This is a genomic window from Azospira restricta, assembly GCF_016858125.1.
GTDB lineage: Bacteria > Pseudomonadota > Gammaproteobacteria > Burkholderiales > Rhodocyclaceae > Proximibacter > Proximibacter restrictus.
In genome coordinates this window covers 102,629-124,103 of the sequence record NZ_CP064781.1, presented here as the reverse complement: position 1 = coordinate 124,103, position 21,475 = coordinate 102,629, and the positions used below count along the sequence as shown (strand labels likewise).

Sequence of the window (21,475 nt, the reverse complement as noted above, 5' to 3'; positions counted from 1 at the left end):
CTCATGACCAAGATCGCCATTGCCTATCACAGCGGCTACGGCCACACCCAGCGCCAGGCCGAAGCCGTCCATGCCGGCGCCGCCGCGGTGGCCGGCGCCAGCGCCAAGCTCTACGCCGTCGACGCGCTCGACGATGCGCAATGGGCCGAACTCGACGCCGCCGACGCCATCGTCTTCGGTGCGCCGACTTACATGGGCAGTGCCTCGGCGAAGTTCAAGGAGTTCATGGACGCGAGCTCGAAGCGCTGGTTCACGCAGGCGTGGAAGGACAAGCTCGCCGCCGGCTTCACCACCTCGGCGTCGCAGTCCGGCGACAAGCTGGCGACGTTGCTGCAGATGATGGTCTTCGCCAACCAGCACGGCATGCTGTGGGCCGGCCTCGGCCTGATGCCCGGCAACAACAACTCGCAGGGCTCGGTGCACGACCTCAACCGGCTCGGCGGCTTCATAGGCGCGATGGCGCAGGCCAATGCCGACCAGGGCGCCGAGGCGATGCTGGAGAGCGACCTGAAGACCGCCACGCACCTCGGCGCGCGCGTCGCCGAGACGGCGGCGGCGCTGCGGCGCGGGCGCAACTGAGCGCCGCGGGCTCGCCTCGCCGCCCTGCGGAAGCGGCGGGCGGACCGGCGGCGGGCCTCGGTGCCCGCCGCTCGCGGTATAGTTCCGGCATCGCGGCCCGCGCCGGGCCTGCCGGGAGCCTTCTCATGTCCGCTTCGTACCACGATCTCAGCGTCCTGCTCGTCGAACCCTCGCCGGTGCAGGCGCGCATCATCCGCGACCAGCTCGCCGGCCTCGACGTCACGCGCGTCGAGGTCGTCGACAGCGGCGCGGCGGCGCTGGCGCGGTTGCGCGAGCGGCCGCCGTCGCTGACCGTCAGCGCCTTCTACCTGCCGGACATGACCGGCGTCGACCTGATCCATGCGCTGCGTGCCGAACCGGCGCTGGCCGACCAGCCCTTCGTGCTGATCTCCAGCGAGACGCGGCCGCAGGTGCTCAACCCGATCCGCCAGTCCGGCGCCTGCGCGCTGCTGCCGAAGCCGTTTTCGCCGGCACAGCTGGAAAAGGCGCTGCGCGCGGCGACGGACCTCATCGAGCCGCACGAGATGCTGGAGGTCGATGCCGACCTCGAGCGCCTGCGCGTGCTGCTGGTCGACGACAGCGCCAACTCCCGCCACTTCATCCGCCACGTGCTCGGCAACCTCGGCATCGAGGAGTTCATCGAGGCGGCGGACGGCAAGCAGGCGGTGGCGATCCTCGCCGACACGATGGTCGACCTGGTGATCACCGACTACAACATGCCGGAGATGGACGGCCGCGCGCTGGTCGAGTACATCCGCCAGCAGAGCTGGCAGAGCTCGGTACCGATCCTGATGGTGACCAGCGAGTCGAACATGAGCCGGCTGGCGGCGGTCGAGCAGGCCGGCGTCTCGGCGATCTGCGACAAGCCCTTCGAGCCGCAGACGATCAAGCGCCTGATCGAGCGGGCGCTGGCCGGCCGCGAGAGCTGAGCCGGCGCTGCCGCCGCCACCCGCTTGCGGCCGGAAATATCTTCGTTTTTGTTTTCAGGGGCTTGCCGCCGCGGCGTCAACTTGGCCGTCGGCGAGGCGACGCGAAGGGGTAAAATTCGCGGTCTATGTCCGACCCGCGCTTCGTCCACCTCCGCCTGCACAGCGAGTACTCCGTCACCGACGGCATCGTCCGCATCGATGACGCGGTCGCCCGCGCCGTCGCCGACGGCATGCCGGCGCTGGCGCTGACCGACCTCAACAATTTCTTCGGCCTGGTCAAGTTCTACACCGCGGCGCGCGGCAAGGGCGTCAAGCCGGTGCTTGGCGCCGACGTCTGGCTGACGCACGAGGCCGACCCCGACCGCCCGTCGCGCCTCTTGCTGCTGTGCAAGAACCGCAGCGGCTACCTGCAGCTGTGCGAGATTCTCACCCGTGCACAACTGGCGCCGCGTACCCGCGGCCGTGCCGAAGTGTCGCGGCTGATGCTGCAGGAAGTCGGCGTCGACGGCCTGATCGCGCTCTCCGGCGCGGCGCTGGGCGACGTCGGCGAGGCGCTGCTCGGCGGCAACCGGCCGCTCGCCGAGGGCCGCGCCAGGGCCTGGGCGGAGATGTTCCCGAACGCCTACTACCTTGAGGTGCAGCGCGCCGGCCATGCGCAGCAGGAGGCGCTGGTCGCCGCCACCGCCGACCTCGCCGCCGACCTCGGCCTGCCGCTGGTGGCGACGCACCCGATCCAGTTCCTCGACCGCGACGACTTCAAGGCGCACGAGGCGCGCGTCTGCATCGCCGAGGGCTACGTGCTCGGCGACACGCGCCGGCCGAAGCTGTTCACCGAGGAGCAGTACTTCAAGAGTTCGGCGGAGATGGCCGAGCTCTTCGCCGACCTGCCCGAGGCGCTCGAGAACTCGGTCGAGATCGCGCGCCGCTGCAACCTCGAGATCACGCTCGGCAAGAACTACCTGCCGCTGTTCCCGACCCCCGCGGGCGTCACCCTCGACGACCACCTCCGCAACGAGGCGGCGAAGGGGCTGGAAGTGCGCCTCGCGCAGCTCTTCCCCGACCCCGAGGTGCGCCAGCGCGAGCGCCCGGCCTACGACGCGCGGCTGAAGATCGAGACCGACACCATCGTGCAGATGGGCTTCCCCGGCTACTTCCTGATCGTTGCCGACTTCATCATGTGGGGCAAGAACAACGGCGTCCCGGTCGGTCCCGGCCGGGGTTCCGGCGCCGGCTCGCTGGTCGCCTACTCGCTCGGCATCACCGACCTCGACCCGCTGCAGTACGCGCTGCTGTTCGAGCGCTTCCTCAACCCGGAACGGGTGTCGATGCCCGACTTCGACATCGACTTCTGCCAGGACAACCGCTGGCGCGTCATCGAGTACGTGCGCGAGGCCTACGGCAAGGACGCGGTGTCGCAGATCGCCACCTTCGGCACGATGTCGTCGAAGGCGGTGATCCGCGACGTCGGCCGCGTGCTCGACATGCCGTACAACTTCTGCGACTCGCTCTCGAAGCTGATCCCGGTCGAGCAGAACAAGCCGCTGTCGTTGTCGAAGGCGCTCGAGGTCGAGCCGCAGCTGCGCGAGAAGATGGAGGCCGAGGAAGAGGTCAAGGAACTGTTCGAGCTCGCCGGCAAGCTCGAGGACCTGACCCGCAACGTCGGCATGCACGCCGGCGGCGTGCTCATCGCGCCAGGCAAGCTGACCGACTTCTGCCCGCTCTACTCGGCCGACGGCGGCGCCTCGGTGGTCTCGCAGTACGACAAGGACGACGTCGAGAAGGTCGGCCTGGTCAAGTTCGACTTCCTCGGCCTGCGCAACCTGACCATCATCGACCTCGCCGTGCGCTACGTCGAGCAGCTCACCGGCACGAAGCCCGACCTCAACGCGCTGCCCTTCACCGACCCGGCCGCCTACCAGATCCTGAAGGACGCCAATACGACGGCGATCTTCCAGGTCGAATCGGAAGGCATGAAGAAGCTCCTCAAGAAGCTGGCGCCCGACCGCTTCGAGGACATCATCGCCGTGCTCGCGCTCTACCGTCCCGGCCCGCTCGGCTCGGGGATGGTGGACGACTTCATCCTGCGCAAGAAGGGCCAGCAGAAGATCGATTATTTCCATCCGGATCTGCAGGCCTGCCTGGAACCGACCTACGGGGTCATCGTGTACCAGGAACAGGTGATGCAGATCTCGCAGATCATCGGCGGCTACACGCTGGGCGGCGCCGACATGCTGCGCCGGGCGATGGGCAAGAAGAAGCCCGAGGAGATGGCCAAGCACCGCGAGACCATCGCCGAGGGCGCGAGGAAGAAGGGCTACGATCCGGCGCTGGCCGAGCAGCTGTTCGACCTGATGACCAAGTTCGCGGAGTACGGCTTCAACAAGTCGCACACCGCCGCCTACGCCGTCGTCACCTACCACACCGCGTGGCTGAAGGCGCACCATTGCGCGGCCTTCATGGCGGCGACGATGTCCTCGGACATGGACAACACCGACACGGTGAAGATCTTCTACGAAGACACCGTGAAGAACGGCATCACCGTCCTCGGCCCGGACGTCAACGAATCCGACTACCGCTTCGTTCCGGTCGACGCCAGGACCATCCGCTACGGCCTCGGCGCGGTCAAGGGCACCGGCCAGCAGGCGGTCGACTGCATCCTCGAGGCGCGCAGGAGCGGCGGGCCGTTCGTCGACCTCTTCGATTTCTGCAAGCGCGTCGACAAGCGGCTGGTGAACCGGCGCACGATCGAGGCGCTGATCCGTGCCGGCGCCTTCGACGCGATCGACGCCAGGGACGGCGGTGAGGCGCACCGTGCGCGGCTGCTGGCCTCGGTCGGCATCGCCATGGAATGGGCCGAGCAGGCCGAGCGCAACGCGATGCAGGCCGGCCTCTTCGACATCGGGGCAGCGGCCGAGGAACACGCGCCGCAGTACGTCGAGGTGGCGCGCTGGAACGAGAAGCAGCGGCTGATGGAAGAGAAGATCGCGCTCGGCTTCTTCTTCTCCGGCCACCCGTTCAACGCGGTGAAGACCGAGGTCCGCCGTTTCGTGCGGCGCACGCTGGACAAGCTCGAGCCGTCGCGCGACCTGCAGCTGATGGCCGGGCTGGTGACGGCGACGCGCACCAAGCTCACCACGCGTGGCAAGATGGCCTTCGTCACGCTCGACGACGGGACTGCGCCGCAGGAGGTCGCCGTCTACAACGAGGTGCTAGACGCCGAGCGCGGCAAGATCCGCGAGGACGAGGTGCTGGTCGTCGAGGGCAAGGTGTCGAAGGACGATTTCGCCGGCGAGGGCAAGGTGCGCGTCACCGCCGAGCGCATCATGACGCTGGCCGACGCCCGCGGCCGCTTCGCGCGCGAGCTGCGCCTGTCGCTCAACGGCCAGGTCAGCAACGATCGCGCCGCCGCGCAGCGGCTGAAGACGCTGCTCGCCGCCTACACGCCGGGCGTCTGTCCGGTGCGGCTCGCCTACCGCAACGGCGAGGCGCAGTGCGAACTGGCGCTCGGCGACGGCGCCCGCGTCCGCCTCGAGGACGAACTGCTCAACGCGCTCGGCGAATGGCTGAGCGCGGAAGCGGTCGAAATCCGTTACCAATAACCCCTTTCGGAGACCGCCGATGCGCCGTTCGCTGATCCTCCTGCTCTGTTCGCTCCTGCTCGCCGCGTGCAGCAAGGTGAACATGGACAACTACAACCGCCTGAAAACCGGCCAGAGCTACGACGAGATCGTCGCCATCCTCGGCCAGCCGAGCCGCTGCGACGAGGTGATCGGCGTCCGCCAGTGCGTCTGGGGCGACGAGCAGCGCAACATCCGGGTCGGCTTCGTCGGCAACACCGCGCTGTCGATGGCGGCGAACAACCTGAAGTGAGCGCCGGAGGTGTCGTGCAAGTGCGCCTGATCGACCGGGACCTGCTCGACGCGGTCGCCGCCGACGCCGCGGCGCGGCCGCGCCGGCGCGCCAACCACAACTTCCACCCGGCCGACGATTTTCCGGCGCACCGGCTGCTCAACGCGATCGAGCCGGATTCCTACCTGCCGCCGCACCGCCACGTCGATCCGCTGAAGGACGAGACCATCCTCGTCCTGCGCGGCGAGCTGGGCGTGATCCGCTTCGACGACGCCGGTGCGGTCGCCGAGACCTGGCGGCTGGCTGCCGGCGGCGACCGGCTCGGCATCGACATCGCGCACGGCACCTGGCACACGGTCGTCGCGCTGGCGCCGGGGACGATCATCTTCGAGGCCAAGTCCGGCCCCTACCGGCCGCTCGCCTCGGCCGAGAAGGCGCCGTGGGCGCCGGCCGAGGGCGAACCCGCGGCCGTCGGCTACTGGCGGCAGCTGCAGGCGCTGTTTCCCGCTGCCTGAGCGATGTGCATTGCACATCGCGAAGAAATCCCCTTCGGCGGCGGCTGACCCCGGCCTTCCCTTCCTCCCCTGTCGCGCATGAAAAAAGGGCCGGGCCTTGCGGCCCGACCCTTGTGCTTGCCGCCGGCAACCCCCCGGCGCCGGCGCGGCACCCGATCGCCCCGGCAGCTTGCCGGGGCTGCGCGTACTGCGCTTAGAAGCGCCAGCCGAGGCCGACGCCGATCAGCAGCGGGTCGACCTTGACGCGGGAAACCTTGCCCAGGCCTTCCGCTTCGAGGTCGCTGCGCACGTAGGCCTTCTTCACGTCGAGGTTGAGGAACAGGTTCTTCGTCAGCTTGTAGTCGAAACCGACCTGCACCGCCGGGCCGAAGTAGTCGTTGTCGAGCTTCAGCTTGGCGACGCCGGGAACGCTCAGCTTGACAGCCGAGTAGTCGGAGTAGGTGATGCCGGCGCCGACGTACGGGCGGAAGTCGCCGTCCGGGTTGAAGTGCCACTGCGCGGTCAGCGTCGGCGGCAGCAGGTAGAAGCTGCCCGCCTTGAAGGCGCCGAGGGCGCTGCCCGTGACCTTGACGTCGTGCTTCTGCGGCACGGTCAGGATCAGTTCGGCGGCGATGTTCTTGGTGAAGAAGTAGCTGATGTCGAGCTCGGGAATGGTCTTGTTCTCGACGTGGATCGCGTTCGACGGCACGGCGAGCAGCGGAATCGCCGACGACTTGTTGGCGGTGTCGACGTGCACGGCGCGCACGCGGACGAGCCAGTTGCCTTCCGCGCTTTGCTGCGCGGCGGCGGGCAGGGCGGCGGCAAGCGCCGCCGAGAGGGCGAGAAGCTTCAGGCTGGAATGCATGGTGATCTCCCTGATCGGTTGGTTAATAAGTAATTTTGATTGCTAGGGAGGGTATAGCCCTACGCTCCGTAAGGTTTTGATCTAAGTCAACGGATTTTGATGTGCGGCAACATTTTTTGATTTTTGAGAGGTGGCGATCTATCACAACGTGTTGATCGGGAAAGGGTGTTGCAGATGTTGTGCTGCACCATCCGTCGCCGGAAGGTCGGCGCGCGGCGGGGAAACGGGAAGGGAAGCGGGGCCGGCCGCGCTCAGGCGAGCTGGCGGGTGAGCAGCGCGTCGAGGTCCTTGCCCGGCATCGGGCGGCCGAGCAGGTAGCCCTGCACGTCGTCGCAGCCGGCGTGCAGCAGCGCCGTGCGCTCGGCCTCGGTCTCGACCCCCTCGGCCAGCGTGTTGAGCCCGAGACGGCGGCCCATGCCGATCACCGCGCTGACGATCACTGCGGCGTCCGGCTTGCGGTCGATGTCGCGGACGAAGGACTGGTCGATCTTCAGCCGGTCGACGTTGAAACGCTTCAGGTAGGCGAGGTTGGAATAGCCGGTACCGAAGTCGTCGATCGCCAGCTTGATGCCGAGTTCCTTCAGCGCCGCCAGCATGTCGAGCACCGGCAGGTCGTCGCCCATCATCAGCGACTCGGTGATCTCCAGCTCCAGCGCGTGCGCCGGCAGCCCGCTGCGCGCCAGTACGTCGCGCACGCGGGCGACCATGTCGTCGCGGCGCAGCTGCACCGGCGAGACGTTCACCGCCACTGTCAGGTCGTGTCCCTGGCGCCGCCAGCGCGCCGCGGTGCGGCAGGCCTCCTCGAGGATCCAGGCGCCGAGCGGGATGATCAGGCCGTTGTCCTCGGCGACCGGGATGAAGCGCGCCGGCGAGATCAGTCCGCCGCCGTTGCGCCAGCGCACCAGCGCCTCGACCCCGGTCAGCCGCCCGTCGGCGAGCGACCATTGCGGCTGGAAGAAGAGCTCGAATTCGCCGAGGCGCAGCGCGTCGCGCAGCTTGCCGTCGAGCTCCAGGCGCTCGACCGCGCGCGCGTTCAGCTCGGCGGTGAAGAATCGGTAGCTGCCGCGCTCGCTCTCCTTGGCGTGGTACATCGCGAGGTCGGCCGCCTTCAGCAGCGCCGAGGTGGTGTGGCCGTCCTCGGGGAAGAGCGCGATGCCGATGCTGAACGAGGTGTGCACCAGCTGCTCGCCGACGTCGATCGGGTGCGCGAGCGCCTCCATGATCTTCTTCGCCGCGTGCGCGGCGTCGGTGGTCGTCTTCAGCTCGGGCAGCAGCACGATGAACTCGTCGCCGCCCTGGCGGCAGACGACGTCGGATTCGCGCAGGCAGCCGCGCAGCCGGTTGGCGACCTCGCGCAGCAGGCGGTCGCCGACCGCGTGGCCGAGCGAGTCGTTGACCGTCTTGAAGCGGTCGAGGTCGAGGAACAGCACGCCGACCTTGTTCTCGTTGCGGCGCGCGCGGCCGATTTCCTGCTCCAGCCGCTCGCGCAGCAGCGAGCGGTTGGGCAGCCCGGTCAGCGGGTCGTGGTGCGCCAGGTATTCGATGCGCGCCTGCGCCGCCTTGCGCTCGGTGATGTCGGAGAAGATCGCGACGTAGTGCGTGATCTCGCCGGCCGGGCTGCGCACCGCCGAGATGTTGAGCCACTCCGGGTAGATCTCGCCCGACTTGCGCCGGTTCCAGACCTCGCCCTGCCAGCCGCCGGTCGCCGCCATCTGCTGCCACATCGCCGCGTAGAAGGCGCGGTCGTGGCGGCCCGACTGCAGCAGGCGCGGGTTCTTGCCGAGCACCTCGGCCGGTGCGTAGCCGGTGACTTCACTGAAGGCGCGGTTCACCGAGACGAAGTTGCCGCGCGCGTCGGTCACCGCGATCGCCTCGCCGCTCTCGGCGAAGACCCGGGCCGACAGCCGCAGCTGCGACAGCGCCTGCTCCTGCAGGATGAGGTGGCCGATGTCGGCGGCGACGGTCTGCAGCACCTCGCTCTCGCCTTCCTCCCAGCGCCGCGGCTGGTGCGTGTCGCAGAACGCGATCAGCCCCCACAGCGCGCCGTCGAGGCGGATCGGCAGCGCGATCACCGAGGCGATGTTGCGCACGGCCAGCCACTCCCGTTCGCTATCGCCGGCTTCGTCGAAGGTGGTGGTGAACGGCCGGCCGGCGGTCAGCGCCGCGTGCCAGCGCGGCAGCGTGCGCTGCCAGTCGATGTTCAGCGTTTCCTGGCGGCCGAGAAAGGACTCGATGCCGTCGGCGCACCATTCATGGCGCAGGCTGGCGAGCGACGGGCCGCCGTCGCCGCCGGCATGCACCTCGATGAGGTTGCCGCGGTCGGCGCCGATCGCCGTGCCGACCAGGCGCAGCGTCTCCGGGATCGGGTTGTCGTCGCGCCGCGTCAGCAGCAGGCTGCCGGCGGCGGCGACCGCCTGCAGCAGCCGCTCGCGCCGGCGCAGCGCATTCTCGGTGTGCTTGCGCAGCGACAGGTCGGCGAGCCCGATGACCAGCCCGGCGCCGCCGATCTGCCGGTCGAAGATGTCGGCGGTGGACACCAGCACCGGTACGCCGCGGCCGTCGGCGCTGCGCCACAGGCCCTCGTTCTCCTCGCTGCCTTCGCCGTGCACCAGCAGCTGCTCGATGCGTTCGCCGTCCGGGTTGGCGCCGTGCAGCTCGCGCGCGCTCAGGTTGCTGCGCCGGATGCGCTGGTCGGGGCCGACGATCAGCAGTGCCAGCGGCGCCGTGTCGAAAACGCGGTCGACGAAGTCGCGCGAAACGCCGACTTCCTGCAGCCGGTCGAGCAACGTGTTGATGCCGGTGCCGAGCGCGGCGATCTCGTCGTCGTGCCTGCCCTGGTAGCGCTCGGCGACGTCCAGCGGCGCGTGCTTGGCGCGCATGACGAAGTCGAACAGCGCGCGCGTCGGGCCGACCAGCCGCGACGACAGGAAGACGAAGAACGCGCCCATCGCCAGCAGTGCGACGGCGATCGACGCCAGCTGCTGCTGCCGCGCCTGGGCGATGCGCCGCTGCGTCGCCGCGACGACCTCGTCGATGTCGCTGGCGAGGATGCCGACGAAGCGGCTCAGCTCGTCGGTCAGCGCTGCCGTCGAGAAGCGCAGGTTGGCGAGGTCGGCCTCGGTCGCCCGCCCGCTGCGCGGGCTGTCGGCGAGCAGCGACAGCGCCGAACTGGTGACGTGGCGGAAGCTGTTGCCGATGCGCCCGTGGTGCGCCAGCGTCTGCGCGTAGTTCGGGCCGTCGGCCGGCAGCGCGCGCAGCTGCATGCCGAGCGCCTCGTGCGCGTCGAAGAACGCGGCCGCCTGCGCGCCGGCCTCGTAGAGCAAGGCCTCGTCGCGCTCGAAGCTCGCCTGGTACACCATGCGCATCATGTCGACGACGATCTGGCGCAGCTTCTCGGCACGCTGTTCGGCGAGCAGGTTGGGGATCAGGCTCTTCTCGAGGAACTGCTGGTCGGCGCGCAGGTTGTGCAGGTTGAGCAGCGCGCCGACGGCGATGAACAGGCACAGCGCCGAGAAGAACGCCCACAGGCGGGTGCGCAGCGACTGCGCGCGGGAGCGGGCGGTGGCGCTCATGGCGCGGCCGCCGGTGCGAAGCCGTGGCGGACGAACAGGTCGTCGCCGAGCGGTCCGCCGAGCGCGCCTTCGAGCAGCGCCTGCGTCCGCGTCGGCGCCGTACTGCGCCGCTTCACCAGCAGCAGCGGGCGGCACAGCGGGTAATGGCTGCCGACGCAGAACTGCGCGCTCGGCGTGAAGCCGCCGAGGCGCACCGCCTTGATGCCGAGGCCGCGCTGCCGCGCGCGTTCGTAGGCGCCGGCCGAGACGTAGCCGATCGCCTGCGGGTCGGCGGTGACGTAGAGCACCACCGCCAGGTTGGAGTTGAGTTCGACGATGCCGGCGCTGACCGCGCGGCCGACGCCGAAGGCGGAGTCGAGCACCGTGCGCGTGCCGTTGCCGGGGCCGCGCGTGACCGGCACGATGGCGCCGCCGTTGCCGGCGCCGATCTGGTTCCAGTCGGTCACCTCGCGCGCGAAGATCGCCCGCACCGTCGCCGCGTCGATCTTGTCCAGCGGGTTGCGCTCGTGGACGACCAGCAGCAGGCTGTCATGGCCGACGACGCGGCCGTCGAGCAGGCGCGACTCGGCTTCGCTGAGCGGCCGCGCGACCAGCGCCGCGTCGACCCGGCCGGCGGTCAGCTGCTCCAGCGCGACTTCGCTGCCGGCGATGCCGAGCGCCAGCCGGCCGCCCTGGCGGTGCACCGTCTCGACGACCTCGGCGGCGAGCGACGCCAGCGTCGGCGAGGCGGCCAGGCGCAGCCCGCCGCGCTCCTCCGCCGGCGCGGTGGCGGTCGCCGCCGTCAGCGCCGACAGGAGGAGCAGGGCGAGCCAGCGGAGGGGGCGAAGCGCCATGGCATATGCGGAGAAAATGTTTCCGCATTGTGTAATTGCGCCAATCGGTGGGCTTTGATTTCGGTCAATCCGGTTCCCCGGATGGCAAATCCGGCGCGCAAAAAAGCCGCCCGCAGGCGGCTTGTCCGGAGCGCCGGGGACCGATCAGAGCGCCTCGGCGTTCTCCGCCAGGTAGCGGGCGACGCCGTCGGGGGAGGCGGTCATCCCCTTCTTGCCCTTCTGCCAGCCGGCCGGGCAGACCTCGCCGTGCTCCTCGGTGAACTGCAGCGCGTCGACCATGCGCAGCATCTCGTCGACGTTGCGGCCGAGCGGCAGGTCGTTGACCACCTGGTGGCGGACGACGCCATTCCGGTCGATCAGGAAGGAGCCGCGGAAGGCGACGCCGGCCGCGGCGAACTCGACGTCGTAGGCGCGGCAGATCTCGTGCTTGATGTCGGCGACCAGCGGGTAGCGGACCTGGCCGATGCCGCCCTTGTCGACCGGGGTGTTCTTCCAGGCGAGGTGGGTGAATTCGGAGTCGATCGAGACGCCGATGACTTCGACGCCGCGCTTCTTGAACTCGTCGAGGCGATGGTCGAAGGCGATCAGCTCGGACGGGCAGACGAAGGTGAAGTCGAGCGGGTAGAAGAACATCGCCACGTACTTGCCCTGATAGTCCGACAGCTTCAGGGGCTTCATCTCGTTGTTGCCGAAGACCGCGGTAGCGGTGAAATCGGGGGCTTGTTTTCCGACCAGGACGGCCATTCTTTTCTCCTTGATTGGGGTTGTTGCGGGGGCGCCAGCATACTGCGAATTCCCGTCGCCGGGAAAGCGCCGGCTATGCCGTGGGCAACTGTACGAAATCGGTCAGCGCCGGGTCGGCGGCAGTCGCCTCCGTCTCGACGGCGCTGACCCGCGCCGCCGGCGGACCGCGGTGTGCCCAGGCGACGAGCGCCGCAACCGCCGCCGCCTCGCCCTGCGCCAGCGCCTCGACGCTGCCGTCGCGGCGGTTGCGCACCCAGCCGACGAGCCCCAGCGCCTGCGCCTCGGCGCACAGCGACCAGCGGAAGCCGACGCCCTGGACGACGCCATAGACGCGCAGCCGGCGCGTTTCGCGGGCGGGGGCGGGGGGCGGCTGCGTGCTCATATCGGGGGTTCCTTCGCCGGGGGGCCGGGTGCTGGCATAATCGTCGGACATCAAAAGGATAACCGCAAGGAGGAGACACGGCATGCGAGGGCTCGGGTAGCGTCGGTGCTGAAAACCCTGTTACTGCTGCCCCTGTCCGGTGCCCTGCTGGTCGCCCTGCTGCCGGCGCGCCGCCCGGCGCTGATCCGCGGCGTCGCCCTGGCCGCCGCCCTGTTCACCCTGGCCTGTGCGCTGTGGGTCGCCGCCGGCTTCGACAGCGGCAACGCCGGCCAGCAGTTCTTCGAGACGCGGCCGTGGAACCCGCGCGTCGGCTCCAGCTTCGCCCTGGGCGTCGACGGCATCTCGCTGCCGATGCTGCTGCTGGCGACGCTGCTCTGCGTCGTCGCCGTCCTCGCCTCGGGGGCGCTCAGGAAGGGCGCCCGCCTCTACTTCTCGCTGCTGCTGGTGCTCGAATCGGCGATGCTCGGCGTCTTCCTGGCGCGCGACTGGTCGCTGTTCTACGTCTTCTGGGAACTGACGCTGATCCCGCTGTTCTTCCTGATCGACCGCATGGGCGGCGCCCAGCGCCACCGCGCGGCGCTCAACTTCGTGCTGTATACGCTGGGCGGCTCGGTGTTCATGCTGGTCGCGCTGCTGCTGCTCTACGACGCCGCGCCCGGCCACAGCTTCGCGATGGCCGACATGGCCGAGGGCGGGCGCAGCCTGCCGCCGGCGACGCAGCTGTTGATCTTCGCCGGCCTGTTCATCGGCTTCGGCGTCAAGATGCCGGTCTTCCCGCTGCACGGCTGGCTGCCGCTGGCGCACGTCGAGGCGCCGAGCCCGGTCTCCATCCTGCTCTCCGGCGTGCTGCTGAAGATGGGCAGCTACGGGCTGATCCGCGCCGCCGGGACGCTGCCGGCGGCGGTGCTGGCGCTGCAGGACGCGCTCGCCGCGCTGGCGCTGGTCTCGCTCATCTACGGCAGCGTGCTCGCCTGGCGGCAGAGCGACCTGAAGCGGCTGGTCGCCTACTCGTCGGTCGCGCACATGGGCGTCGTGCTGCTCGGCATCGCCGCGCTCAACGTCACCGGGCTGGCCGGCGCCGTCTACCAGATGACCGCGCACGGCCTTGCCGCGGCGCTGCTGTTCCTGCTCGTCGGCATCCTCTACCAGCGCACGCAGACGCGCCAGCTCGACGAGATCGGCGCGCTGCCGGCGCAGGCGCCGCGGCTGGCGGCGCTGCTCGCCTTCGCCTTCCTCGCCGGCGCCGGGCTGCCGGCCGGCGCCGGCTTCGTCGCCGAACTGCACGTGCTGATCGGCGCCTTCGGCCGCTGGCAGGGCTGGGTCGCGCTGCTGTCGCTGGCCGTGCTGATCAGCGCCGCCTACGCGCTGCGCGTCGTCGGCCGCCTGTGCCTGGGCGGCCGCCCGCACGCGGCGACGCTCGCCGACCTCGGTCCCGGCGAAGGGCTGGCCGCCGGCACGCTGGCCGCGGGCATCCTTGTCGCCGGCCTGTGGCCGGCGCCGCTGCTGGCCGTTTCGGCGGCCTCGCTGCGCGAGCTCGCGCGCCTGTTCGGCGGCTGACATGGCACGGACTGCGCCCAGCCTGCCGCCGCCGCTCCCGGGAGGTGCGCGATGAGCGGCAGCGGGCACGCGCTGCGCGAGCGCCTCGCCGGCTGGATCGAGCACCTCGAGCACGTGCTGCCGGCGCAGGCGCCGATCCGCAACTTCGTGCACCACAACACGCTGCACGGGCTGCAGCACCTGCCGTTCCCGGAGGCGCTGGCGGAGGCGGCACGCCTCACCGGCGCCCGGCCGTGGGCCGAGGCGGCGCAGTGCCGCGCCTGGCTGGCCGCCGGCCGCATCGCGCCGGCCGACCTCGACGCCGCCTTCGCCGCGGCGCTGCCGGCGCCCGACGCGCCGGTGCCGGGCTGGCCGGCGCTGACGCGGCGGGCGGTGCTGCACGAAGCCTTCCGCGACGACCTGTCGCCGCCGTCGGCGGCACGCATCGCCTGGCTGCAGGACGAGGGCGCGCTGCTGCGCCGCCGCCCGCACCTGTCGCCGGCAGCGGCCGCGCGGCTGCGTGCCGCCGGCGACGAGACGGCGGCGCTGCGCGCGCTGTGGGCGGCGGCCGATGCGCTGCTCGGCACCGCGACGCCGGCGCCAGCCGGCGACGACGTCCGCTTCGCCGCCTTCTTCCCGCCGCCGGCGGTCCCGGCCGAATGGCGGCAGGCGGTGCGCGGGCTGTGGCACGAACTCGCGTCGCGGGTCGGCCGCGAGTGGACGCTGGCGGCGCTGCTCGCCCGGCTGACCGGCGAGGACGTGCTGGAGACGGTGCGGCCGCTGCTGATCCGCCAGCTCGCCGCGCACCTCGACCTCGGCGTCGCCGGCTGGCGCAACCCGGCGCGCGCCGGCGGCTTCTACGCCGCGTGGCGCGCCAGCGCCGGCGTCGACTGGGGCTGGGAGCTGGCCGAACTGGTCGCCGCGCGCGACGAGATCGCGGCGCTGCCGGACGACCCGGTGGACGTCATCGCCCGCGAACTGATCCACCTCGGCCCGAACGAGACCCACTGGGGCGACTACCTGCAGCGGCTGGCGCTCGACCTGCCCGGCTGGTCCGGCATGTTCCTGTGGCGCGACCGGCACGGCGGCGCCGGCGAGCCGGCGCCGGTGGCGATGGCCGACTACCTCGCCGTCCGCCTCGTGCTCGAGCGCCTGTGCTGCGAGGACCTGGTGCGCCGCACCTGGGGGCTGCCGCTGTTCCTCTCCGAGCTCGGCGATCATTTCCTGACCCACCCGGCCGAGCTGTGGGTGCGCCACGCGCGCTTTTCCGGCGGCTTGAGCGAGGCCGACGCGCAGGCTGCGCAGCGGCTGATCGACGGCGAGGCGGCATCGGCACACGACTGGGAGCAGCTGGCCGAGCGCGCCAGCGCGGCGCCGGCGGCGGCCGCCGCGTCCGACCGGCGCTGGCCGCTGTTCGTCCTCGCCCAGCGCCTCGGCATCGACGCCGCGGCGCTGGCCGCCGCCGGCCGCGCCGGCGCCGAGGCGCTGCTGGCCGCCGCCGACCTCGACCCCGACCGCCGCGGCTACGTCTGGCTGCTCGCCTACGAGGAAAACTACCGGCGGCAGATCTACGCCGCGCTCGCCGCCAACCACGGGCGCCGCACGGCCGGCGGCGGGCGCGCCGCGGCGCAGCTGGTGTTCTGCATGGACGACCGCGAGGAGGGGACGCGGCGGCATCTGGAGGAGGTCAATCCGGCGCTGCAGACCTTCGGCGCCGCCGGCTTCTTCGGCGTGCCGATGTGGTGGCGCGGGCTCGACGACGCGGCGCCGACGGCACTGTGCCCGGTGGTGGTGACGCCGGCGAACGAAGTGCGCGAGTTGCCGCGCGCCGGGGCCGAAGCGCTCGCCGACGCGCACGCGCGGCGCCGTTCGCTGCGCCTCGAATGGCAGCAGCGCCTGCACGGGGCGACGCGCGACGGCCTGTTCGCCGCGCCGCTGCTGACCGCGCTGGCGGCGCCGCTGGCGGCCGGTGCGCTGGCGCTGCAGGCGCTGGCGCCGACGACGCTGGGGCGTTGGCAGCAGCGCTGGCGCGAGGGCTTCGACGGCACGGTGCCGACGCGGCTGGCGCTGACGGCCGCCGACGCGGCCGCCGCGCCGCCGCGCGCCGGCTTCACCGACGAAGAGCAGGTCGCGCGCGTCGCCGGCTTCCTGGTCAGCATCGGGCTGACCCGGGACTTCGCGCCGCTGGTCGTCATCGTCGGCCACGGCTCGAACAGCGCCAACAACCCGCACCTCGCCGCCTACGACTGCGGCGCCTGCTCCGGCCGCCACGGCGGGCCGAACGCGCGCGCCTTGGCGGCGATGGCCAACCGGCCGGAAGTGCGCGCCGGCCTCGCTGCGCGCGGCCTCCGTATCCCCGACGACTGCCATTTCCTCGGCGCCGAGCACAACACCGGCGACGAGACGCTCGCCTGGTTCGACGCCGACCTGCTGCCGGAGCGCCACCGCGAGCGCTTCGCCGCGCTCTGCGGCGATCTCGCCGAGGCGCTCGCGCGGCACGCGGTCGAGCGCTGCCGGCGCTTCGCCTCGGCGCCGCCGGCACCGGCGCCGGCGCAGGCGCTCGCGCACCTCGCCGGCCGCCGCCACGACTGGTCGCAGGCGCGCCCCGAACTCGGCCACGCCACCGTCGCCGCCGCCTTCATCGGCCGCCGTGCGATGAGCCGCGGCGCCTTCTTCGACCGCCGCGTCTTCCTGATTTCCTACGACCCGGACGGCGACGCCGACGGCGCCGTGCTCGAGGCGATCCTGCTCGCCGCCGGCCCGGTCGGCGCCGGCATTGCGCTCGAGTACTACTTCTCGACCGTCGACAACCTGCGCTTCGGCTGCGGCAGCAAGATCGCGCACAACCTCGCCGGCCTCGTCGGCGTCATGGACGGCACCGCCTCCGACCTGCGCACCGGGCTGCCGCGGCAGATGATCGAGATCCACGAGCCGATGCGCCTGCTGGTCGTCCTCGAGCAGACGCGCGAGACGGTCGCCGCGATCTACGCGCGGCAGCCGCCGCTCGCCGAGCTGATCGGCAACGGCTGGATCAACGTCGCGGTGCAGGAGCCGGCGAGCGGTGCGCTGTTCTCGTTCGACCCGGTGCGCGGCTGGCTGCCGTGGCACGGCGACGGCGCGCCGGTGCCGCGCGCGCCCTCGTCGGCGGCCTGGCTGGGCGACCACCGCGAGCCGCTGCCGCCGGCGCTGCTGGAGCCGGCGCCATGAGCGTCGCCGTCGAACTGCTCGCGCAATGGGCCGGCCTCGTCTGGCTGGCGCCGGCGCTGCCGCTGGCGGCGGCGCTGCTGATCGCGCTGCGCCAGCTGCAGGGTGTCGCCGGCGATGCCGGCGAGGGACCGACCGCCGCGCTCGCCCGCGGTGCCGCGCTCGGCGCGCTGCTGCTGCTCGCCGCGCTCGGCACCGTCGCGCTGGTGGCCGGTGCGCCGGGGCAGGTCGTGCTCGGCGACTGGTTCGGCGCTCCCGGCATCGCCGTGCCGATCTCCTTCACGCTCGACGCGCCGGCGCTCGGCAGCGGCCTGCTGGTCGCCTTCGTCGGTTGGGCGACGGTCGCCTTCTCGATCAACTACCTGCACCGCGAGCCCGGCTTCCACCGCTTCTTCCTCGGCCTCGAGCTGTTCCTCGGTGGCATGCTGCTGATCGTGCTCGCCGGCAACGCGGTGCTCGCCTTCGTCGGCTGGGAGCTGTGCGGCTTCGCCTCGTGGCTGCTGATCGGCTTCGCCGACGAGCGGCCGCAGGCCACCGGCAACGCGCTGTTCGCCTTCGTCGCCAACCGCATCGGCGACGCCGGCTTCCTGCTGTCGATCGGCCTCGCCTACTGGTGGCTCGGCTCGGTCGAATGGCCGGCACTGGCCGGCGGCGCGCTGCCGGAGACGGTGAAGGCGCGCATGCTGGCGCTCGGCCTGGTCGTCGCCGCGCTGGCGAAGTCGGCGCAGCTGCCGTTCACGCCGTGGCTGGCGCGCGCGCTGGAGGGGCCGACGCCGTCGTCGGCGGTGTTCTACGGCGCGCTGCTGGTGCATGCCGGCGTCTTCCTGCTGATCCGCTGCAACCCGCTGCTGCAGCAGGTGCCGGACATGGCGGCGGCAGTGGCGCTGGCCGGCGCGGCGAGCGCCCTCTACGGCTGGCTGTGCGGACGCGCCGCGAGCGACGTGAAGACGGCGCTGGCCTTCGCGACGGTGACCCAGGTCGGGCTGATGGTGCTCGCCTGCGGCCTCGGCTGGACCACGCTCGCCGCCTGGCACCTGGCGCTGCACGCGCTGTGGCGCGCCTACCAGTTCCTGCTCGCGCCGTCCTACCTGCAGCTGGCGCCGCGGCCGGCGGCGCTGCCGGCGCCGCTGGCCGCCAGCATGCCGCTCTACACCGCGGCGCTGCAGCGTTTCTGGCTCGACGCGCTGGCGCGCACGCTGCTGCAGCGGCCGACGCTGGCGCTCGGGCGCGACGTGCGCGCGCTCGACGTGCGCGTCATCGAGCGCCTGCTCGGTACGCCGGACGAGGCGCACGGGCCGGCCGCCGGCCTCGCCGGGCGTGCGCTGACGCAACTCTCCAACCTGCTGCAGCGCTTCGAGACGCGGCTGGTGCTGCACGGCGGCGGCGACGCGCTGCGCCATCTGCAGCGCGCCGGCGAGGTGCTGAAGGCGCTCGAGGGGCTGCTCGAGCAGCCGCGCTACCTGATGCTGATGGTGATGGCGACCTTCGCGGTGATCCTATGACCCCCGTCCTGCTCGAAGAACTGCACTGGACCCGGCATGCCGGCCTGCCGCTGCTGGCGCTGCTGCAGCTGCTGCCGCTGGCCGGCGCCGTCGTGCTGCACGCGCTGCGCCGCCGGCCGTGGGCGGTGGCGCTGGCGCGCGGCGTCTTCCTCGGCGAGCTGCTGCTCGCGGTGCTGCTCTACCGCGGCCTCGACGCGAGCTCGGCGGCGCTGCAGTTCGCCGAGCGCGCCGACTGGCTGGCCTATCACGCCGGCGCCGACGGCGTCACCGCGCTGTTCGTGCTGGTCGCAGCGCTGATCGGCCTGCTGCTGTCGCTCTACGAGCCGGCGCGCGAGAGGATGCCGCATGCCTCGCTGCTGGTCGTGATCCTGCTCGCGCAGGCGGCGCTGATGACCATGCTGGTCACCGTGAACCTGCTGTGGTTCGCCGCCGCCTCGGCCTTCGAGCTGGCGCTGGTCGCCTACCTGCTGCGCGTGTGGGCGGCCGGCGACGCCGGCGACCTCGCCTTCTCGCGTTTCCTGCAGTACCAGGGCTTCGGCTGGCTGCTCTTCGCCGGCGGCGTGCTGGTGCTCGGCTGGGGGCACGCCGACGCCACCGGCGGCCTGTGGAGCTTCGACCTGTTCGACCTGGCGCTGACGCCGCCGCTCGGCAGGTTCCAGTCGGCCGCCTTCTTCCTGCTCTTCTACGGGCTCGCCGTGCGCACGCCGCTGTTCCCGCTGCACGGCTGGCTGCCGGACATGGCGCAGCACGGCACGATCGCGATCGCGCCGACGCTGATGCTCGGGATCAAGGTCGGCATCTACGGCATGCTGCGTTACGTGCTGCCGCTGACGCCGGACGCGGTGCTCGCCTGGCAGCCCTACGTGGTCGCCTTCGCCGGTGCCGGCGTCTTCTTCACCGCGGCGCTGGCGCTCTTGCAGACCAACCTGCGCCGCCTGCTCGGCTTCGCCGTGGTCAGCCACACCAGCCTGATCGTGATCGGCCTGTTCACGCTGCATCCGCTCGGCGTGCAGGGCGCGCTGCTGCTCGCCGTTAACTTCGGCTTCGCGGTGACCGTGCTGCTCTTGATGGTCGCCTTCGTCTTCAAGCGCACCCATACCGCCGAGCTGGCCGAGCTGGGCGGGCTGTTCGAGCGCATTCCGTTCATCGCCATCGCCTTCCTGATCGGCGGCTTCTCGATCGTCGGCATGCCTGGCACGCCCGGCTTCGACGCCGCGCACCTGGTGCTGGAGGCGGCGATCGAGCGCTTCGGCGCGCTGCCGACGGTGGCCACCGCGCTCGGCAACGTCGCCGCCGCCGGCTTCCTGCTGTGGGCCTTCCAGCGCGCCTTCCTGGCGCCGGCGCCGGACGGCGGCGAGCGCACCGCGGCGGAGCGCGTGCGGCCGATGGAGTACCTGCTCGGCGGGCTGACGCTGTTCGTGCTGCTGGCCGCGGGTTTCCTGCCCGAGCCCTGGCTGCAGCTGACCGAGGCGGCGACGCAGGCGGCCGCCGCGCGCTTCGGAGGCGGCTGAGATGGCGGCGGGCGCCTTCCCGATCCTCAGCCTGCTACTGGCGCTGCCCTTCGCCGGCGCCGCCGGCTGCCTGCTGCTCGCCCGCGGCGGCGGCGCGCGCGCGCTGGCGATCGCCGCCGCCGGCGCGACGCTGCTCGCGGCGCTCGCCGCGGTCGGCCTGTTCGATCCGGCTCGCGGCGATTTCCAGCTGCTCGAGGAGCGGCTGTGGATCCCGGGCATCGGCGTGCATTACCGGGTCGGCGTCGACGGCCTGTCGCTGTTCTTCCTGCCGACGACGGCGCTGCTCTTCGCCGCCGCGATCGTCGCCGGCGCGCGCGCGCCGCGCCCGGCGCCGGGCTTCCACTACGCGCTGCTGTTGCTGCTGGAGGGCGCCACGCTGGGCGTCTTCTGCGCGCTCGACACGCTGCTCTTCTTCGTCTTCTGGGAGTTCGCGCTGCTGCCGCTGTACTTCCTGATCGGGCTGTGGGGGCTGGGCGCCGCCGGTCGTGCGGCGGCGGCACGCTACTTCCTGATCATGCTTGCCGGCGGCGTGCCGTTGCTCTTCGCGCTGCTGCTGCTCGCCGCCGCCAGCGGCCTCGGCTTCGACCTGCCGGCGCTGCTCGCGCTCGCCCCCGACGCGCTGCCGCGCGGCGTGCAGTTGGCGGTGTTCCTGCTGCTGCTGATCGGCCTCGGCGTCAAGGTGCCGTTCGTGCCGCTGCACACCTGGCTGCCGTCGCTGGCGCTGGGCGCCCCGGCGACGGTGACGGCGCTGCTGGTCGGCCTCAAGCTCGGCGCCTACGGCCTGCTGCGGCTGGCGCTGCCGCTGTCGCCGCTGGTCGCGCGCGAGCTGCACTGGCTGCTTGCCGGGCTGGGCACGCTGGCGATCCTCTACGGCGCGGTGGCGGCGCTGGCGCAGAGCAACCTGCGCGGCGCGCTGGCCTACGGCAGCGTTTCGCACGTCGGGCTGGCGGTGCTCGGGCTGGCCTCGTTCTCGGTCGCCGGCGTGCAGGGCACGGTGCTGCTGCTGCTCGGCTTCGCGCTCGCCACCGGCGGCAGCTTCCTGCTGCTCGCCGCGCTGCAGCGGCGGCTCGGCGGCAGCGACCTGGCGCGGCTGTCCGGGCTGCGCCGGCGCATGCCGCGGCTGGCCGGGCTGCTGCTGCTGTTCGGGCTGGCGGGGATGGGGATGCCGGGGACCAGCGGCTTCCCGGCGGAATTCCTGATTCTCGTCGCGGCGCTGCCGGCGCACAGCGGCGCCGCGCTGGCCGCGCTGTTCGGCCTGGTGGTGGCCGCCGCCGCCTTCCTGGCGCCGTACCGCAGCGCCTTCTTCGGGCCGCTGCGGCCGGGGCCGGCGGACGAGGCCGACGATCTGACGCGGCGCGAGTTCGCCGTCGCGCTGCTGTTCGCGCTGCTGCTGGTCGGCTTCGGCCTGTGGCCGTCGTGGTTGCTCGAAGCGATCCGCCCGGCGGCGGAGCTGTGGGTGGCGCGCCTGTCCTGAG

The 21,475-nt window shown here is 71.9% G+C and carries 15 protein-coding genes; 10 read left to right on the top strand and 5 right to left on the bottom strand.

Annotated elements, in window-relative coordinates:
• Nucleotides 1–3: 3 nt before the first annotated feature.
• The 5 genes from IWH25_RS00510 (at nt 4) to IWH25_RS00490 (ending at nt 5,872) form a co-directional block, all read left to right on the top strand.
• Entirely contained in the window at nt 4–579 is a 576-nt protein-coding gene (locus IWH25_RS00510) for a flavodoxin family protein (protein ID WP_203387409.1), read from the top strand.
• 125 nt (nt 580–704) lie between these two features.
• Entirely contained in the window at nt 705–1,508 is an 804-nt protein-coding gene (locus IWH25_RS00505; RefSeq protein ID WP_203387408.1) for a response regulator, read from the top strand.
• A gap of 125 nt (nt 1,509–1,633) precedes the next feature.
• Complete coding sequence (gene dnaE / locus IWH25_RS00500; protein ID WP_203387407.1) at nt 1,634–5,107, top strand: DNA polymerase III subunit alpha; 3,474 nt, start codon at nt 1,634–1,636, stop codon at nt 5,105–5,107.
• A 19-nt stretch (nt 5,108–5,126) separates the two neighbouring features.
• On the top strand, nt 5,127–5,378 hold the full coding sequence (locus IWH25_RS00495) for a hypothetical protein (protein WP_203387406.1): 252 nt from the start codon (nt 5,127–5,129) through the stop codon (nt 5,376–5,378).
• The gene (locus IWH25_RS00490; protein ID WP_238998967.1) at nt 5,375–5,872 is read left to right on the top strand and encodes a WbuC family cupin fold metalloprotein; all 498 of its coding nucleotides are present in this window, start codon (nt 5,375–5,377) and stop codon (nt 5,870–5,872) included. Before IWH25_RS00495 ends, IWH25_RS00490 begins: the two co-directional genes overlap by 4 nt.
• 193 nt (nt 5,873–6,065) lie before the next feature.
• Here IWH25_RS00490 and IWH25_RS00485 read toward each other — a convergent pair whose 3' ends face one another.
• The 5 genes from IWH25_RS00485 to IWH25_RS00465 form a co-directional block, all read right to left on the bottom strand.
• The gene (locus IWH25_RS00485; protein ID WP_203387405.1) at nt 6,066–6,716 is read right to left on the bottom strand and encodes an OmpW/AlkL family protein; all 651 of its coding nucleotides are present in this window, start codon (nt 6,714–6,716) and stop codon (nt 6,066–6,068) included.
• Between the two features lie 251 nt (nt 6,717–6,967).
• Entirely contained in the window at nt 6,968–10,288 is a 3,321-nt protein-coding gene (locus IWH25_RS00480) for an EAL domain-containing protein (protein WP_203387404.1), read from the bottom strand.
• The gene (locus tag IWH25_RS00475) at nt 10,285–11,121 is read right to left on the bottom strand and encodes a substrate-binding domain-containing protein (RefSeq protein WP_203387403.1); all 837 of its coding nucleotides are present in this window, start codon (nt 11,119–11,121) and stop codon (nt 10,285–10,287) included. The genes IWH25_RS00480 and IWH25_RS00475 overlap by 4 nt, the downstream gene beginning before the upstream one ends.
• Before the next feature lie 144 nt (nt 11,122–11,265).
• Nucleotides 11,266–11,865, bottom strand: a complete 600-nt coding sequence (locus IWH25_RS00470; protein ID WP_203387402.1) for a peroxiredoxin — start codon at nt 11,863–11,865, stop codon at nt 11,266–11,268.
• A 73-nt stretch (nt 11,866–11,938) separates the two neighbouring features.
• Nucleotides 11,939–12,247, bottom strand: a complete 309-nt coding sequence (locus tag IWH25_RS00465; protein WP_203387401.1) for an acylphosphatase — start codon at nt 12,245–12,247, stop codon at nt 11,939–11,941.
• A gap of 105 nt (nt 12,248–12,352) precedes the next feature.
• Between IWH25_RS00465 and IWH25_RS00460 the strand changes: the two genes are divergently transcribed.
• From IWH25_RS00460 to IWH25_RS00440, 5 genes are read left to right on the top strand one after another with little or no spacing between them, the layout of a single operon-like run.
• On the top strand, nt 12,353–13,804 hold the full coding sequence (locus IWH25_RS00460; protein WP_203387400.1) for a complex I subunit 4 family protein: 1,452 nt from the start codon (nt 12,353–12,355) through the stop codon (nt 13,802–13,804).
• Nucleotides 13,805–13,855: 51 nt separating this feature from the next.
• Nucleotides 13,856–16,990, top strand: coding sequence for a DUF2309 domain-containing protein (locus IWH25_RS00455; RefSeq protein WP_203387399.1), 3,135 nt, complete (start codon nt 13,856–13,858; stop codon nt 16,988–16,990).
• On the top strand, nt 16,987–18,489 hold the full coding sequence (locus IWH25_RS00450) for a proton-conducting transporter transmembrane domain-containing protein (RefSeq protein WP_203387398.1): 1,503 nt from the start codon (nt 16,987–16,989) through the stop codon (nt 18,487–18,489). The genes IWH25_RS00455 and IWH25_RS00450 overlap by 4 nt, the downstream gene beginning before the upstream one ends.
• Nucleotides 18,486–20,000 carry a complex I subunit 4 family protein gene (locus IWH25_RS00445; protein WP_203387397.1) on the top strand — a complete coding sequence of 505 codons (1,515 nt, stop codon included), beginning with the start codon at nt 18,486–18,488 and terminating at the stop codon, nt 19,998–20,000. Before IWH25_RS00450 ends, IWH25_RS00445 begins: the two co-directional genes overlap by 4 nt.
• 1 nt (nt 20,001) lies before the next feature.
• A complete protein-coding gene (locus IWH25_RS00440) occupies nt 20,002–21,474 on the top strand; it encodes a complex I subunit 4 family protein (RefSeq protein WP_203387396.1) in 1,473 nt (490 codons plus the stop codon).
• The last annotated feature ends 1 nt before the right edge of the window (nt 21,475 follow it).

Coding starts and splice junctions, on each gene's coding strand:
- IWH25_RS00440 (WP_203387396.1), top strand. CDS start 20,002: ATGGCGGCGGGCGCCTTCCCGATCCTCAGCCTGCTACTGGCGCTGCCC.
- IWH25_RS00450 (WP_203387398.1), top strand. CDS start 16,987: ATGAGCGTCGCCGTCGAACTGCTCGCGCAATGGGCCGGCCTCGTCTGG.
- IWH25_RS00445 (WP_203387397.1), top strand. CDS start 18,486: ATGACCCCCGTCCTGCTCGAAGAACTGCACTGGACCCGGCATGCCGGC.
- IWH25_RS00510 (WP_203387409.1), top strand. CDS start 4: ATGACCAAGATCGCCATTGCCTATCACAGCGGCTACGGCCACACCCAG.
- IWH25_RS00480 (WP_203387404.1), bottom strand. CDS start 10,288: ATGAGCGCCACCGCCCGCTCCCGCGCGCAGTCGCTGCGCACCCGCCTG.
- IWH25_RS00465 (WP_203387401.1), bottom strand. CDS start 12,247: ATGAGCACGCAGCCGCCCCCCGCCCCCGCCCGCGAAACGCGCCGGCTG.
- IWH25_RS00495 (WP_203387406.1), top strand. CDS start 5,127: ATGCGCCGTTCGCTGATCCTCCTGCTCTGTTCGCTCCTGCTCGCCGCG.
- dnaE (WP_203387407.1), top strand. CDS start 1,634: ATGTCCGACCCGCGCTTCGTCCACCTCCGCCTGCACAGCGAGTACTCC.
- IWH25_RS00455 (WP_203387399.1), top strand. CDS start 13,856: ATGAGCGGCAGCGGGCACGCGCTGCGCGAGCGCCTCGCCGGCTGGATC.
- IWH25_RS00505 (WP_203387408.1), top strand. CDS start 705: ATGTCCGCTTCGTACCACGATCTCAGCGTCCTGCTCGTCGAACCCTCG.
- IWH25_RS00475 (WP_203387403.1), bottom strand. CDS start 11,121: ATGGCGCTTCGCCCCCTCCGCTGGCTCGCCCTGCTCCTCCTGTCGGCG.
- IWH25_RS00485 (WP_203387405.1), bottom strand. CDS start 6,716: ATGCATTCCAGCCTGAAGCTTCTCGCCCTCTCGGCGGCGCTTGCCGCC.
- IWH25_RS00470 (WP_203387402.1), bottom strand. CDS start 11,865: ATGGCCGTCCTGGTCGGAAAACAAGCCCCCGATTTCACCGCTACCGCG.